The organism is Bradyrhizobium sp. USDA3516, assembly GCF_057651995.1.
The window spans coordinates 62185-76499 of record NZ_JBYGYN010000014.1; the positions used below are offsets into that span (position 1 = coordinate 62185).

The following is a 14315-nucleotide window of genomic DNA, read 5'->3' on the forward strand; positions in this document are numbered from 1 at the left end:
ATCGTCTAGTATAATCAGGAGAACAGGGTAGATGGCAATTAACGACGGCTCCGCAAATGCTCCAGTTGGAACGCCGCAGCTTCCGAACTTGCTCGATTCCTACGGTGCGAACCGGCCCGGATGGAATGTCGCGGGCGTGGATTATCACGTGGGGACGCCTTCGGGATTAGCGCTGAAGAATCCGGCGACGATCTCGATGGCCGGGGTATCGGTGAATGCGGCGAACCACACCATCACGGTGACGGGCAGCAACGTCACGCTCGACGGTTATGATTTCTCGCTCAACGGTGGCTGGGGCGTTGTCGTCCAGGGCGCCGGTACGAAGATTCTGAATTCCAACTTCCAGGTCGGGTCCAATGGCCTCAAGCCGATCCTGGCGACGGATTCTTCGTCGAACTTGACGGTCATGTACTCGACGCTTGACGGCAACAACAACGGCAACGTCAGCGGCCTCATCGAGAACCGCGGTTCGGGCACGTTGACCGTGGAGTATTCTTGGCTCAAGAATGCCGGCGGCGACATGATTCAAATGCACAATGGCGGCAAGTCGGCCGGCCTTGTCGTCGAGTATAATCTGCTTCAGAACGCCGGAATGGCATCCGGTGCGCACGGCGACTACACCGAGTTCATGGACGGGCCGTTCACCGCCACCATCAAGTACAACACCACCACCCAGAACGGCGGAGCGAGCCAGGGCTTCATGGTGGAGCCCGACATCGGCAGCAGCCCGGGCACGATCGTTTCCGGCGAAATCGGCAACAATGTATTCACCGGCAGCGTCAACGCCTTCACTGGCGTCACGGTGGCGGATATCCAGAATACGTTCACCGTCCACGACAACTACTTCGATCCGTCCAGTTCGTCTTCGGGACTGGCGTTCGGCGGTGTCCGGGGCGGTCCCAACGACTCCAGCTCGAAGTCGATCTATATCCACAACGTCAACATGAAGACTGGTGCCGTCCTTCAGGACGCAAATGCACCGACGTCGCCGACGACACCCACGTCGCCGACACCGCCGACCGGTTCGACTGCACCCACGATCGCCTCGATCTCGAACGATAGCGGCACCGCTGGCGATCGCATCACGAACGACAGCACCCTCGAGCTGAAGGGCAAGGCCGCTGCCGGCAGCACCGTCAAGGTCTACGACGGTACGACCCAGCTCGGTTCGGCGACTGCGGATTCGAGCGGGAATTGGGACTACATCACCAAGGTCCTGACTGACGCCAAACATACGCTCACCGCAACGGCGACCAACTCGTCGGGGCAGACCAGCGCGGCGTCGTCTGCGGTGGTAGTCACCGTCGATACCAAGGCGCCGACCGCCCCGACCATCGTCAGCAACAAGGTGAACACCGCCAATCAGGTGGTGATGTCGGGCAATGCCGAAGCGAGCAGCGTCGTCAAGGTGTTCGACGGCACGACCCAGATCGGGACCGCGACCGCGAACAGCAGCGGTGTGTGGGCCTATACGTCCGCAGCCCTTGCTGTCGGTGCGCACAGCCTCACGGCGAAGGCCACGGACGTGGCAGGCAACACCAGCGTGGCGTCCGCCGTTGTCACGGCGAGCGTCACCTCGACGTCGCCCACCGCACCGACGACACCCACCACCCCGACAACCCCCACCACGCCGACGTCGCCCACTGCCGGCACGGTGATCGAGTCGGCCGGTGCGACGCGGCTCGTTGAGAGTGGCGACAAATTCTACCTCAACACCAGCACCGGGACAGGCCCCACGCTGAAGAAGGGCGGAGTGGCGTTTGTCGATGGGTCGGATGGCACCTGGGCGCCCATTGCCGCGGAAAAGACGGCAACGGGTTACGTGGTCGGCTGGAAGGAGGCGAGCAGCGGCCTGTACACCGCATGGAACACCGACAGTAACGGCAACTATCTCTCCCACGTCAGCAGCCTGACCGGCTCCACGTCGGGCGGCGCCGTGTCGGGTGCGAACTCTGGCCTCAAATCGCTCGAGACGACCTTCCACCAGGATCTGAACGGTGACGGACAGATCGGTACTTCCACCACGTCCACACCTACGTCTCCGACCTCACCGACGTCGCCTGCCGCTGGCACGGTGATTGAGTCGGCCGGTGCGACGCGTCTCGTTGAGAGTGGCGACAAGTACTACCTCAACGGCAGCACCGGGACGGGCCCCACGCTGAAGCATGGCGGTGCGGATTTCATCGAGGGATCAGATCACACCTGGGCTCCCATTGCCGCGGAAAAGACGGCGACGGGCTATCAGGTCGTCTGGAAGGAGGCGAGCAGCGGTCAGTATACGGCGTGGAACACCGACAACAACGGTAACTACGTTTCCCACCTGAGCAGCCTGACCGGCTCCACAAAGGGGGGCTCCGTGTCGGGTACGAACTCCGGCCTTAAATCGCTCGAGACGAGTTTCCATCAGGATCTCAACGGCGATGGGCAGGTCGGTACGTCGAGCGCAGCTACGTCGTCCACGAGCACCACTCAGCTCGCTGCGACTTCGAGCTCGACGAGCAGCAACGTACAGACGAGCACGCCAGGCAATGACGCCTTCGTTGGCACCACCAAGGCCGACACGTTCTCGTTTGCCGCGAATTTCGGCAACGATGTCATCAAGGACTTCACTGCCAGCGGACCTGCTCACGACACGATCCAGTTCAGCAAGAGCGTGTTCGACAGCTTTGCGAGTGTTCTATCCCACGCGACCCAATCGGGTCAGGACGTCGTCATCGCGACGGGGGGCGACACGCTCACGCTGAAGAACATGAAGGTCGGTTCGTTGACCAGCCAGGACTTCCACTTCGCGTAAAGTGTGGGCATCCACACCGAGTAGTACTCAACAACTGCCTTGGGGATCTCTTGGGGGATCTTCAGACAAAGGCATGGTTCAAGGGCGGCTACCATGATGGACTTTGGACGGCGGGGGGCATTCCCCCCGCCCGCTAATCTCATTCGAATTCCACTTCTTCACATATCGGAGCTCTGGGCGGCTGGACGGCAGCGGGCGGAAAGCGCCGAGCTGCGGACATCGCGGCTGCTCGATTGGGCAAGGCGCCCGATCGAAGCTCTGCGGCAACGAATATTCACCGGTCGCCCGCGGCCGGCGGATGACTATGACGATTCGCAATCGGAGCTGTCGGCCTTCCTGCGGTCCTGCCGCCGGATTTTCTGGGCCCTCGCGGCCTTCAGCGGGATGAGCAATCTCCTCATGCTCACCGGTTCGTTCTTCATGCTGCAAGTGTATGACCGGGTGCTGCCCGGGCGCAGCATACCGACACTGATCGCCTTGATGGTCCTGGCGACGGTGCTTTACCTGTTTCAGGGTGGGCTCGACCTCATCAGGAGCAGGATAAGTGCCCGGGTCGGGCGGTATTTCGATGAAATGCTCGGCGCTCGCGTTTTCGACGCGCTTGTTCGCCTGCCTCTCAAGACCAGGGCGGATGGCGACGGCTTGCAGCCTGTGCGGGATCTTGATCAGGTCCGCAGCTTCCTGTCGAGCGGCGGGCCGACGGCGCTGTTCGATCTGCCCTGGATGCCGATCTATCTCGGCGTCTGCTTCCTCTTTCACTTCTGGATCGGCGTCACTGCGCTGGCCGGCGCGCTGGTGCTTGTCGGCATTACGATCCTCACCGAAACTCGAACCCGAGGGCCGGCAAAGGCGACCTCGCGTCTGGCCGTATCGAGAACTGCCCTTGTGCTCGAGGGGCGGCGGAATGCCGAAGTCTTGCAGGCCATGGGCATGCGCCAGCAGGCGGCGTTGCGTTGGCGCGATGCCAACGCGAAGTACCTCGCGGCGCAAGAGCGGGCCAGCGATGTCGCGAACGGACTCGGTGGCGCCTCGAAGATCTTCCGGGCAATCCTGCAATCGCTGGTTCTGGCCGTCGGGGCCGTCCTCGTCATCAACCAGGAATCGACCGCCGGCATCATCATTGCCGGATCGATTCTCACTGCGCGGGCACTGGCGCCCGTCGAGATGGCCATTGCGAACTGGAAAGGCTTCGTCGCTGCGCGACAGTCGGGACAGCGGCTCGATCACTTGCTGAAGCTTCTGCCTCAAGAGGAGGAGCGGTTGGCGCTGCCTGCGCCCGTTGGAACCCTCACCGCCGAGCATCTCTATGTCGGCGCTCCGAACTGCGAGAGGCCGACCCTCAGTGAAGTGTCATTCCAGCTGCGGAGCGGGCAGGCGGTCGGAATCATCGGTCCAAGCGGGTCCGGCAAGTCGACGCTGGCACGTGCGCTGGTTGGGGTGTGGCCGTGCGTTCGAGGCCGGATTCGGCTCGACAACGCCGCCCTCGATCATTGGTCTTCGGACGCCCTCGGCAAGCACATCGGTTATCTGCCCCAGGATGTCGAATTGTTCGACGGCAGCATTGCCATGAACATTGCAAGATTCGACCCGAAGGCAACCGCCGCCGCTGTCCTGGAAGCCTCACATTCCGCCGGCGCGCACGACCTCATCCTCTCCCTTCCGGACGGATACAGCACGAAGATCGGCGAGGGAGGACTGGCGCTGTCCGCCGGGCAGCGGCAGCGCATCGGGCTCGCGCGCGCGTTTTACGGCAAACCCTTCCTGGTCGTGCTCGATGAACCCTCGTCCAATCTCGATGCCGAGGGCGAGGAGGCCTTGACCGAGGCGATCATGAACGTGCGCCGCCGGGGAGGAATTGTCGCCGTTGTCGCCCATCGCCCGAAGGCGCTGGAAGCGGTTGACCATGTCTTGTGTCTCGGAGACGGCAGGGTTCAGTCCTTCGGCAAGAAAGAGGAGGTTCTCAACAAAGTGTTGCGAAATCCGGTACCGCTCAAAGTCGTCGGGGAAGCTCAAGGAGGTGGCCGATGAGCGGTCAGATAGCGCCGGCGCTGCAATCCATCCAGCGTTACATGATCGTCGGAATGATCATGCTGGCTCTGGTGACCTTCGGGGTCGGCGGCTGGGCGACAACGACCCAATTGTCGGGCGCGGTCATCGCCCAAGGCGTGGTTGTGGTGGATTCGAGCGTCAAGAAGGTCCAGCACGCGACCGGCGGGATCGTGGGCGAGTTGCGCGTGCGGCAAGGCGACCGGGTCAAGGCAGGCGACATTCTGATCCGGCTCGATGAGACCCAGACGCTCGCGAATGCGACGATCGTCACCAACAGCATCGATGAGCTGTTCGCGCGGCAGGCTCGTCTCGAGGCCGAGCGCGATGGCGCCGACCAGGTCGTGTTTCCCAAGGTGCTGCTCGACCGCTCCAAGGAAAGCAACTCCGAGGCGAATCGTGCAATCACCGCGGAACGCAAGCTGTTCGACCTGCGGCGTCAGGCGAGGAGCGGCCAGAAAGCCCAGTTGCAGGAGAAAAGCGCGCAGCTTGAAAACGAGATCAAGGGCTATATGGGGCAGACCGAGGCCAAGCAGAAGGAGGTCGAATTCATCCGCCAGGAGCTCGAGGGCGTACGTAGCCTCTGGCAGAAGAATCTGGTGCCGATCACGCGGCTCAATGCCCTCGAGCGCGACTCCGCGCGCATCGAAGGCGAGCGCAGCCAGCTCGCCGGAATGATTGCTCAGTCGAAGGGCAAGATCTCGGAAATCGGGCTCCAGATCATTCAGATCGACCAGGACCTGCGGACGGAAGTCGGCAAGGACCTGATCGACACGCGCTCGAAGCTCGCCGAACTGAGCGAGCGCAAGACTGCCGCCGTTGATCAGCTGAATCGGGTCGATATCAGGGCTCCGCAATCGGGCCGTGTCCACGAGCTGAACGTCCACACCGTTGGCGGCGTCATCTCGCCCGGCGAGCAGATCATGCTGATCGTACCTGATGCAGATTCGCTTGCGATCGAGGTCAAGATCGCACCGCGCGATATCGACCAGGTTTATGTGGGACAGACCGCAACGATGCGCTTCGCAGCGTTCAACCAGAAGACCACGCCCGAAGTCGATGGGGAGGTCAGCATGGTCTCGGCGGATATTACGCAAGATCAGCGCGCCGGCACGAGCTACTATACGGGTCGCGTGCTGCTGAAGCCGGAGGAGCTGGCGAAGCTCGGCTCGGCCAAGCTGCTGCCCGGCATGCCGGTCGAGGTGTTCATCAAGACGGCAGGTCGGACCGCATTGTCATACCTGCTCAAGCCGCTGCAGGATCAGGCCGGGCACGCGTTCAAGGAGCGTTGAGATCTTTCGCGCAAGCATGCGTCGCCGGCGCCCCACCCGAGGGCGCCGGTGACGAAAGCGCATCACGCCCCGCGACGGAGGGTACGACCTGGTTTGACGCCCGCGTTCAAGAACTCGAATCATATGCGGCGGTAAATCTTGAGATCGCTGGATGCGCGGGCAACTCCCTCGCGGCGTTCTTGATCGGGCCCCTCCGTCGGGTGGCCCGACCGACCCAAAACTTTCCCGCTATTCACTCGTCCTGATGTCTTCATCTGCAGGGCTCCGCGGACATCCTGGGGGGCGTCTGCGTGCGGCATTCGCGTCGATTTAATGTGCATTCATTATTGTTATTTAAATTAAATAGAATTAATATCAAATGGTGTGAGCGACCGGACCGTTTTGGCGACCGGGAGGCTCGAAGCAGCGAATCCTGACCTAGTTGGCGTTCTCAGGGGGCGGCGGATGCAGCGAACCTCGGGGCCGGCCGTTGCGGCAGCCATTGCCGTTATGATCGGAGGCGTTCAGTGGGCTCGTGCGGGATTGTTGACCGTGCCAAGGGCGCCGCCAGCTCCTGCGCGCATTGAACTCGGACGCCCAACGCTTCCGCCTCTCACATATACGATGTTTTGCCTGCGGTATGAGGCCGAATGTCGTCCGCGGCGCTCGTTCCGCGGCGGCCCGATCCGGTTGACCGAGACGCGCTGGGCAGACCTGCAGGAGATCAATCGCACGGTCAATCAGGCGATAGAACCGGCTCGCAACGAGCTCGGTCTCGCCGGCGAAGAGTGGACCATCAACCCCGATCGTGGCGATTGCAACGATTACGCGGTGAGCAAGCGTCACGAGCTGCTCCGGCGCGGCTGGCCCGCGCGCGTCCTCCTATTGAGCGAAGTGGTCATGAGGTCCGGCGAACATCATCTGGTGCTTCTGGTGCGGACCAGGAGCGGCGATTTCGTCCTCGACAATCTCACGCCACGGGTCAAGCCGTGGTCGCGGACGCCCTATCGCTGGGTTCGCGTGCAAAGCGCAGGCAATGACGGGCTGTGGGCCACCGTTGGACGCGAAGGGGTATGAGGCATGGGCGACGCCGGAGCCTGAGGCTGCCTTGGCCAGACCGGTTGCGCTTACTTGTGAGCGCTATTCAGCTGCTCAAGCGAAGCAAGCCGATCTTCAAGCGCGACGATCCGGCGGAGAAGATCGAGGCGCGACAGCCCCAGGGTAGCTCGCGTCGATCCGATGACGGAAGCGGCGGCACACGGCTGCTCGGCGTTGGGAAGGAGGACGCTGAACATACGCAGTACGCCGTCGCCAGTCAGCACATCGACCCAGCCTTCGGAAGATGATCGCCCTACGATCCGGCCTGGCACGCGGCCGACATAGCATCGGGCATCAAGCTGGGGGGAGGCGTGAGTGATGCTGAGACGCTGCCCGGCAAGGTGGGTGAAGGCACCAGGAAATGGCGGCGTCAAGCCGCGGATCAGCCGATCGATGGTGTCGGTCGGTTGCCGCCAGTCTATCTCTCCATCGTCCGGAACACGGGTGCAGCCATAGGAGGCCTGATCGGCATCTTGAGCTGTGCCCTGATAGCCGGTGATCGCTCGAACGACGACCCCGCCGAGTTCATCTTCCTGGATCGCGTTGAGGCGATCGTAGAGAGAGGTGACCGTGTCGTTCGCACCGATCGAGATGGCCTTCTGAAACAGCAGATTGCCGCCATCAAGCTCCGGGACGACGAGGTGAATGCTGATGCCGGCGGTGGTCTCGCCGTTGATGATTGCCCAATTGACGTTGGCGCGGCCGCGATAACGCGGCAGAAGGGAATAGTGCACGTTGACGAAGCGACACGATGCAAGAATGCGCGGGGGGATGATCCGATCGAACGAGGAGATCACAACGGCCGCCGGGCGCTGGTCCTCGATCACTTTCTGGAGCTGGTTCAACTCCAGCAACGCCGCAACCGGGATGCCCCGTGCTTCTGCGAATGCGCTCAACGCGCGGGCCTCAGGTTGGTCCGGTTTTCGGAAGATCTGGACCACGCGGCACCGCGCAGCCAAGGAGCGAAGCGCCGCGAAGCCCGTCGGCCCGTCCGCGAGGAGCACGACATCGGGCTGCAGGGGTTCCGTCATGTCGCCGCCGGCCACGGTACGAGCTGGGCGAAGCCATCCGGAGTTACGGCGCCGCCGCGCCGAACCCATTCGGCCGCGCGCAAGCCGCCGGTCTGCAATCGTACGATCGGTTCGGGGCCGATGTCCGAGAGCAGAATGCCCATGTGGCCTGGCTTGACGGGGCTCGTTGGCCAGACAGCGAAGCCATTTCGCGCCAGCGCCGTTCGATCGATATCGCCCCAGAACTGTACCACGACAGCGCCGGCGCTCGCGCAGGCGGCTAAATGTGTCGCCTCTGCCTGGCCGACGCGTGGCGTGGTCGCTGGCTGCAAGGCGACGACGAAGGCGTCCCACGCGTCGGGGTGGACAGCTGCAACACTGTCGAATGTCTTGACCTTCGCGCCGAGGCTTGTCAGCCCGGCGTGCAGCGGAGCAAGGAAGTCGTTGTCGCAGAGCAGGCCTATCTTGTTGCCAAGGACCGCCAGACCGCAGTCGTGCAACTGCTTCACGGCGAGCGGGCCGAGAAATGAGAAGACGTCGACGGCGGGGTGCCGCTCGTTGACTCCGACCACGGGGATTCCGCGCCGGGCGCACGCTTTGATATCGAGGTCCTCACCGCGAAATTCCCAGGCCTCGAACATCAAGGCAATCACGGCGTCGTCGCGCAGCTGGTCGATCAGTTCGGTAGTAAGAGGACGAAGGTGGCCACTGTTGGTCACGATATCGACGTTGTGGAGTATCTCGGGGCTGATGCGTTCCAAAATCTCGATGCGGTCAGCGACACCCAGAAGGGCCGCGAGCTCCATAGTCTCGCGCTTGGCATCGAGCACGGTCCCATGGCGGCCGGGCCTCGTGAACGCGTGGACGCACTTGGCTCCGGCCATCGCTGCGAGGACCGGGGTCACGGCATAAGCGCCAGTTGCGGCTTCGGTCAGCACGGTCATTCCCGACATGTCCAATCCCGTTTCCGCGACGGCGAGCTTCATCAGCGTTCGTAGACGAACGGGGGAGAAGCCCGGTCTGCGAAAAGCTCTCATGCCCGCATCGCCGGATTGCAATTGCGCGACCGTCGTTCCAGTCACAGTCATCGATCTGCCCCGCTGTTGCCCGTGGAGGAAGCCGGCTTCATCGTGTTTTTGAACGGCGCGCTCTGGAAACCAACCGCGCGCTGTCCGGAGCGCGATGTGGAACAGATCGCGTATGAGCGCTCAGATGGTGCTGCCGATGCGAATTCTCGGAAGCGAGCACGATCCGCCGGGCTCAACAGATGCTGGAGGGCTGGCCCCAATCCGCTGTTCGTGGGCGTCAGAGGGACTCTTTGAGGGCTGTGCATTCGGCCCGCGGGCATGTCAAATAACTCTGCTGGAAAGACATCATCGATGAAAATGTGCGCCAAGGTTTCGCGCCTGCATGTTCGGCGCAAGGCGTCGCTCAGGAAAAGCCTTCGATCGCCCCGTCTGTCCTACTCTCATCCGCGGCCGCTCCATATTTAATTTGAGTTTTAAATCCTAAAATAAAAATGTCAAAATAAATAGTCTCCGAGCGTGCGCCGGATGTCCGACTGGTGCCGGCAGGTAAGGCCATTTTTCCGGCGACAGATTAAATTGCAACATGTGCGATGCCCGGGCGCCGGTCTTTTGCCGACGGGCTGGGCCGGCGGGAGGATGGCATGGCTCACCCTATGCCGCGATCGTCGAGCGTCGGGGGTTGAGGAGCTGAGGGAAATTCGCCGACGTTACCCCTTCAGCGATGGCTTTGCTGTTTTCGACCGTTCTGACCTCAACTGCCATCGCTGGTTCTGGCGGGCGATTGTGCAGGGCAGCAATGGCAAGGGCAACAATGGCTACGATGGCAGCCGCAGCGGGAAGGAGGACGGTACCCGTCAAAGTGGCGCCTGCGACAATGTCGGCCGCCGTCGTCCCGGCGATAGTCGGGACTTCAGACGGTCCGGCGGCGCTTTTGTCCAGATGGGCGGTTGATCAGCAGGTCATTCAGCTTCTTGCCGGCGCGAAGTTGCGCTTTCAGCCATCGTGGCTGTTTGCCGCGGCCCGACCAGGTTTCGGATGGATTCTTGGGATTCCGATACTTGGGCAGCACCGGGGGGTAGGGGCGGCGTTCCCGTGCCCCGTGGCCATCGGCAGTGCCCTCCAGCCTGCGAAGTCGCTCTTCGAGCTTGACTTTTTCTGCGGTCATCCTGCGGCTAAGAACCGCAGTCACCTCATCGTACAACCGCCAAAGCTCCGCCGTACTGGCGGACGTCCAGTTGTCGTTGTCCATTGGAAGCTGTCCCCACTACTTCCAGTCTCAAAGCAGGAAGTGGGGCATATCAGGTCCAAGCCCGGTCGGGCAAGCTTTGTTAGCGCTACCGACTGGGGACGGCGTTCCGACCGAGTGGGCGTCTCCTGAGGAGGATTCGCCGGCTGGCTCGCCCTCTGCCGAACATGCGCTGCTCGGCCTTCAACACGCGACTACGCAAATTTTGCAATTCAGTGAATTGAACGATCAAAGCTTGATGAGTTTGACGCAGAATCGCCGCAGAGTACATGTGACCACCTACTCGCTACTGAAGATTACCGATGACCGCCTGGCGAAGTTCGTCGGCCTGGCGATGAGCCGATCCACTTTGCCGATCAGCGCTCCTATAATCGGAAAAGCGTCTGTCCGCCTCCTTCCCTCGACGTCGGGCATTTGAGAAAATTTGCGCTCCTCATTTCGAGCCTCCCGGCGCTACGGCCAAAAACAAAAGATTGCCGCTATTTGTACCCGATACGCACCCCCGTCTGGGTGGATAGGTAAACGTTTCTTGCCTTCCAGTTGCGCCTCACTTTCGGCGAAACTTTGCTGAAGGTTAGATTTGAATCGCGAGCGCAACTATATATCCTTGGTAATAATCCGCAGTGAACGACGAGTCGATGTCGACGCAAATAATCGTTGCGAGAATTTGTTTGGCACACCTATTTAAAATTGTCCAATGGGCCTGACTTTACACGAATTCATGGCTGGGTTGGGCGAGCAGAGCCCGCGTTCATACGGTGCTGCAGGCATATCCGAAGCAAGTTACGGTGCTCCGGCCGCTACGTGCCGTGGCAGATGCCGAGTTTTGCGGTGCGGGCCGGCTTCATGGTTAACGCGCGTCACGCGTCAGCAGCGGCATTGCTGGAATAAACCGCCGACGTGCGGGTTTTGATCTTCGGGCAGAGAAACATGCGCCGCACCAGAATTGTCATCGCGGATCGACACCCGATCGTCCTGCGGGGGATCAGCAGCCTCCTTTCGATGCAGAGCGATCTGGCGGTCGTGGCCTCCTGCGGAGATGCAGCAAGCTGCGCCCAGTCAATACGGCTTCTTGTGCCGGACATTGCGCTGATTGATGCTACAATGCCTGATATCAGGCTGCCGGACTTGCTTGCCCTCGCAAACGCCGGGGGCCAAGGTACTCAGGTGGTTCTCTTCGCAGATGCGGCAGACGTTCGCGAACTGCAAAGCTTGGCTGTGGACGGCTCCTGTCTCGTTCTCGGCAAGGACGCCAAGCTGGAGACGTTGGTCGCGACCCTGCGGAAGATAGCCCAGAGCCAACGCTTGGCGTCACGTTCGGCCAGTTCCGGAGAGCTCGGCGAGGAACCTCAGGCTGGTGAAGAGAAGTCACTGACGCAGCTTACCGGCCGGGAGCGGCAGATCATGCGGCTCGTATCGGAGGGATTATCGAACAAGGAAATCGGTCGTTGCCTGAAAATTACGGATGGTACGATCAAAGTGCATCTCCATCACATCTTTCAGAAGCTGGATATCAGCAACCGGACCGTTCTCGCGGCGCTGGCGATTTCACGGAACGAGCTGCATCTGGAGGCTCGTGAAATCGACGTTTCCGGCCTACCACAGCGAGATCCCGCCAGCGCAAAATGACCTGGGCGGCGTCAAGCGCGCATTTCCTTCCATATTGGTCATCGATTCGTGCTTTCAGCGTCGGCGATCGCGCTTAGACATTCAAGCATGCTGCGGCAGGCCCCTTCGGCCTCGGCCAGAGTTCGAAACGGCGAGCCGCTGATCTTGATGGCTCCAATATTCTCGAAAAGCGGCCGCCAACTCGCCAAGTAGCCGGAGCGTCCATGAAAGCCCGGACCGGTGGGGCTGCCGAAGCTGATCACGAAAGAGAAGCCGTCGCTGCTTGCGCTCCAGATCTCGATGCCCTCGGCAGCGGGACGGTGAAATTGCAGTGGCATGTGGCAATGATCCGTCGGCGGTGGTTAAATTCGACGAAGTGATTATATAATTAAATATATAAAATTGGGGATGCAAGCTGAATTTCCTGCGCTTGGGCGTGCCCTGGGGTTCACGCAGTAGAATTACCCGGGACGGGCGCCCTGTTGGACGGGGCGTGCCGCTACCCGCAAGCCGCTGCAGGCCCCGAGGTCTCTACCAAGCTGCACGTGGGTACCGGCGCCATTTAAATATTTGTTGAGCCTTTATTTAATTTATAATATTGTGGTAGCGAGTTATTAAATAGAGGAGCGCGCATCGTGACCCGCGACGATAAAGATGACGATCGGCGGACATTCTTGAAAACCTGCGGAAGATTCGCGGCTGTTACACCCCCGGTCATGACCCTACTCCTGTCCACTTCCCTCACATCGACAGCCATTGCACGCTCAGGCGGTTTGCGCGGCGCGGCGCGGGGGGATGACGGGGGGCGGTCATTCTTCGACAACGATCGATCGTCAGGGGGCTCCGGCTCCACTGGCGGCGGATCCGGGGGTGGTGGAGCATCCGGCGGTCGCCAGAGCGGGTCAGCCAGAGCCGGCGGGACGTCCGGCGGTGGATCCGGTGGTCGAGGGGGATCGGGCAGTAACGGTCCCGTCGCGACCGAGGGGGGCTCTGGAAATCCGAGCGCAGCCGGAAGCGTTGATTGTGCGGATGAAGATGACAATGCGCGCAAGCGCAATCCCGATTGCGAACGACCGGCCACGCGCGTTTCGAGCGCAACCGGCTCCTAGCATTGGTGCACGGCGCCGAGCGCGATCCTAACGCGCCGCCACATCGCTTGGGCGACGCAGCATGCCAAATGTTAGTGCGCGGCATCTCGATCAATTGCATATTTTTCCCGGTCGTCAAGGCTGGGGAATTTTCCAGGACATTTCGAGAGGAGGCCTGCCATGCGCGCTCGATCGAACCACTCCGCTGCTGTTCTTCTGCAACGTCTCGAAGCGCTGGCCTCGCAGTTCGCAGAACTCGAGAGTCTCAGAGACCGAGTTGATCGGGAAGAAGACCGGCAGCGCGGCCGGTGTGGGCCGGGCCATGTCCGGAAAGCGAGTCAGCTCGGAGGGCAAGCGAGCGTGCGCTGCAAATTGGTATATTTGAAATCCACGCCCGCGCCGCTGGGTCGCAATTCCATCGAATTATCGCGGCGAGTGTCCGAAAGCGAACGGATGGCCCGGTTTTAATCGATCATAGTCGTTGCCGGTACGGGGGACGAGCGGTTCATCCGCAGCGGCATCCTTACGCCAAGAACAGGGGCACTGAGCTTCTGACGCAGCAAACGCCAGGAGCGGTAGGGGTCTTCAATCCATCACCTAGTTTCGCTTGAAGGGATGAAAGCTCGTGAATGATGCCAATGTGAAAGTCGGAACGCATTCCGATCCAGTGAATGATATTGCGAATGGAGCAAAGCCGAGGTTCGATTTACCGATCATGAATTTCCAGGAAGTCTTCCGCGATTTCGCCGAGCAGGGCGCCGCCATGGCCAAGAAACATATCGAGAGCATGAAGGCGACTTCCGAGGAGATCAGCGACGTTCTCCGCGAAGCTTGTTCCATGAATGTGAAGGGTGTTGTCGATTACGGCGCCAGGGTCATGGAGATTTCCAAGGACAATACCAGTTCCAGTCTGGAGTTCTTGTCCCGGCTCGCTGAGACCAGGTCGTTGCCGGAAGTCGTCCATCTTTCGACGGCCCAAAGCCGCAAAGCCTTTGAAGTCGCCTCCGCACAGAACCGGGAGCTTTGGCAGCTCGCGCAGCGGGTCGCGATCGACACGACCGATCCCATTAAGGCCGGCTTCAACCGGGTATTGAACAGGACCGTCGCATAAGACTGTCTGAATCGA

Annotated in this window: 10 protein-coding genes; 6 read left to right on the top strand and 4 right to left on the bottom strand. The window is 61.2% G+C overall.

Translation table 11 applies throughout. The features are described 5' to 3' along the window. The first annotated feature begins 31 nt into the window (after positions 1-31). The 4 genes from AC24YW_RS33485 (at position 32) to AC24YW_RS33500 (ending at position 7188) form a co-directional block, all read left to right on the top strand. On the top strand, positions 32-2794 hold the full coding sequence (locus AC24YW_RS33485; protein WP_487486693.1) for an Ig-like domain-containing protein: 2763 nt from the start codon (positions 32-34) through the stop codon (positions 2792-2794). Positions 2795-2887: 93 nt separating this feature from the next. Then, complete coding sequence (locus AC24YW_RS33490; protein ID WP_487486694.1) at positions 2888-4822, top strand: type I secretion system permease/ATPase; 1935 nt, start codon at positions 2888-2890, stop codon at positions 4820-4822. Next, complete coding sequence (locus AC24YW_RS33495; protein ID WP_487486695.1) at positions 4819-6132, top strand: HlyD family type I secretion periplasmic adaptor subunit; 1314 nt, start codon at positions 4819-4821, stop codon at positions 6130-6132. The genes AC24YW_RS33490 and AC24YW_RS33495 overlap by 4 nt, the downstream gene beginning before the upstream one ends. A 489-nt stretch (positions 6133-6621) precedes the next feature. Further along, a complete protein-coding gene (locus AC24YW_RS33500) occupies positions 6622-7188 on the top strand; it encodes a transglutaminase-like cysteine peptidase (protein ID WP_487486790.1) in 567 nt (188 codons plus the stop codon). A gap of 50 nt (positions 7189-7238) precedes the next feature. Here the strand turns inward: AC24YW_RS33500 and AC24YW_RS33505 are convergent, their stop codons facing one another. From AC24YW_RS33505 to AC24YW_RS33515, 3 genes are all read right to left on the bottom strand, one after another. Beyond that, a complete protein-coding gene (locus tag AC24YW_RS33505; protein ID WP_487486696.1) occupies positions 7239-8240 on the bottom strand; it encodes a methionyl-tRNA formyltransferase in 1002 nt (333 codons plus the stop codon). Then, the gene (locus tag AC24YW_RS33510; RefSeq protein WP_487486697.1) at positions 8237-9205 is read right to left on the bottom strand and encodes a hypothetical protein; all 969 of its coding nucleotides are present in this window, start codon (positions 9203-9205) and stop codon (positions 8237-8239) included. Before AC24YW_RS33510 ends, AC24YW_RS33505 begins: the two co-directional genes overlap by 4 nt. A gap of 952 nt (positions 9206-10157) precedes the next feature. After that, positions 10158-10496: an H-NS histone family protein gene (locus AC24YW_RS33515; protein ID WP_145638718.1), complete on the bottom strand. Its 339-nt coding sequence runs from the start codon at positions 10494-10496 to the stop codon at positions 10158-10160. 927 nt (positions 10497-11423) lie between these two features. Here AC24YW_RS33515 and AC24YW_RS33520 point away from each other — a divergent pair. Then, the gene (locus AC24YW_RS33520) at positions 11424-12122 is read left to right on the top strand and encodes a LuxR C-terminal-related transcriptional regulator (protein ID WP_487486698.1); all 699 of its coding nucleotides are present in this window, start codon (positions 11424-11426) and stop codon (positions 12120-12122) included. Between the two features lie 38 nt (positions 12123-12160). Here AC24YW_RS33520 and AC24YW_RS33525 read toward each other — a convergent pair whose 3' ends face one another. After that, the gene (locus tag AC24YW_RS33525; RefSeq protein ID WP_487486699.1) at positions 12161-12439 is read right to left on the bottom strand and encodes a nuclear transport factor 2 family protein; all 279 of its coding nucleotides are present in this window, start codon (positions 12437-12439) and stop codon (positions 12161-12163) included. Between the two features lie 1375 nt (positions 12440-13814). On the opposite strand from AC24YW_RS33525, the gene AC24YW_RS33530 reads away from it, so the two are divergent. Continuing rightward, a complete protein-coding gene (locus AC24YW_RS33530) occupies positions 13815-14300 on the top strand; it encodes a phasin family protein (RefSeq protein ID WP_487486700.1) in 486 nt (161 codons plus the stop codon). The last annotated feature ends 15 nt before the right edge of the window (positions 14301-14315 follow it).

Excerpts from the sequence above, each read along its gene's own strand:
- AC24YW_RS33525 (WP_487486699.1), bottom strand. The coding sequence starts at position 12,439 with ATGCCACTGCAATTTCACCGTCCCGCTGCCGAGGGCATCGAGATCTGG.
- AC24YW_RS33490 (WP_487486694.1), top strand. The coding sequence starts at position 2,888 with ATGATGGACTTTGGACGGCGGGGGGCATTCCCCCCGCCCGCTAATCTC.
- AC24YW_RS33510 (WP_487486697.1), bottom strand. The coding sequence starts at position 9,205 with ATGAAGCTCGCCGTCGCGGAAACGGGATTGGACATGTCGGGAATGACC.
- AC24YW_RS33515 (WP_145638718.1), bottom strand. The coding sequence starts at position 10,496 with ATGGACAACGACAACTGGACGTCCGCCAGTACGGCGGAGCTTTGGCGG.
- AC24YW_RS33485 (WP_487486693.1), top strand. The coding sequence starts at position 32 with ATGGCAATTAACGACGGCTCCGCAAATGCTCCAGTTGGAACGCCGCAG.
- AC24YW_RS33500 (WP_487486790.1), top strand. The coding sequence starts at position 6,622 with ATGATCGGAGGCGTTCAGTGGGCTCGTGCGGGATTGTTGACCGTGCCA.
- AC24YW_RS33505 (WP_487486696.1), bottom strand. The coding sequence starts at position 8,240 with ATGACGGAACCCCTGCAGCCCGATGTCGTGCTCCTCGCGGACGGGCCG.
- AC24YW_RS33495 (WP_487486695.1), top strand. The coding sequence starts at position 4,819 with ATGAGCGGTCAGATAGCGCCGGCGCTGCAATCCATCCAGCGTTACATG.
- AC24YW_RS33520 (WP_487486698.1), top strand. The coding sequence starts at position 11,424 with ATGCGCCGCACCAGAATTGTCATCGCGGATCGACACCCGATCGTCCTG.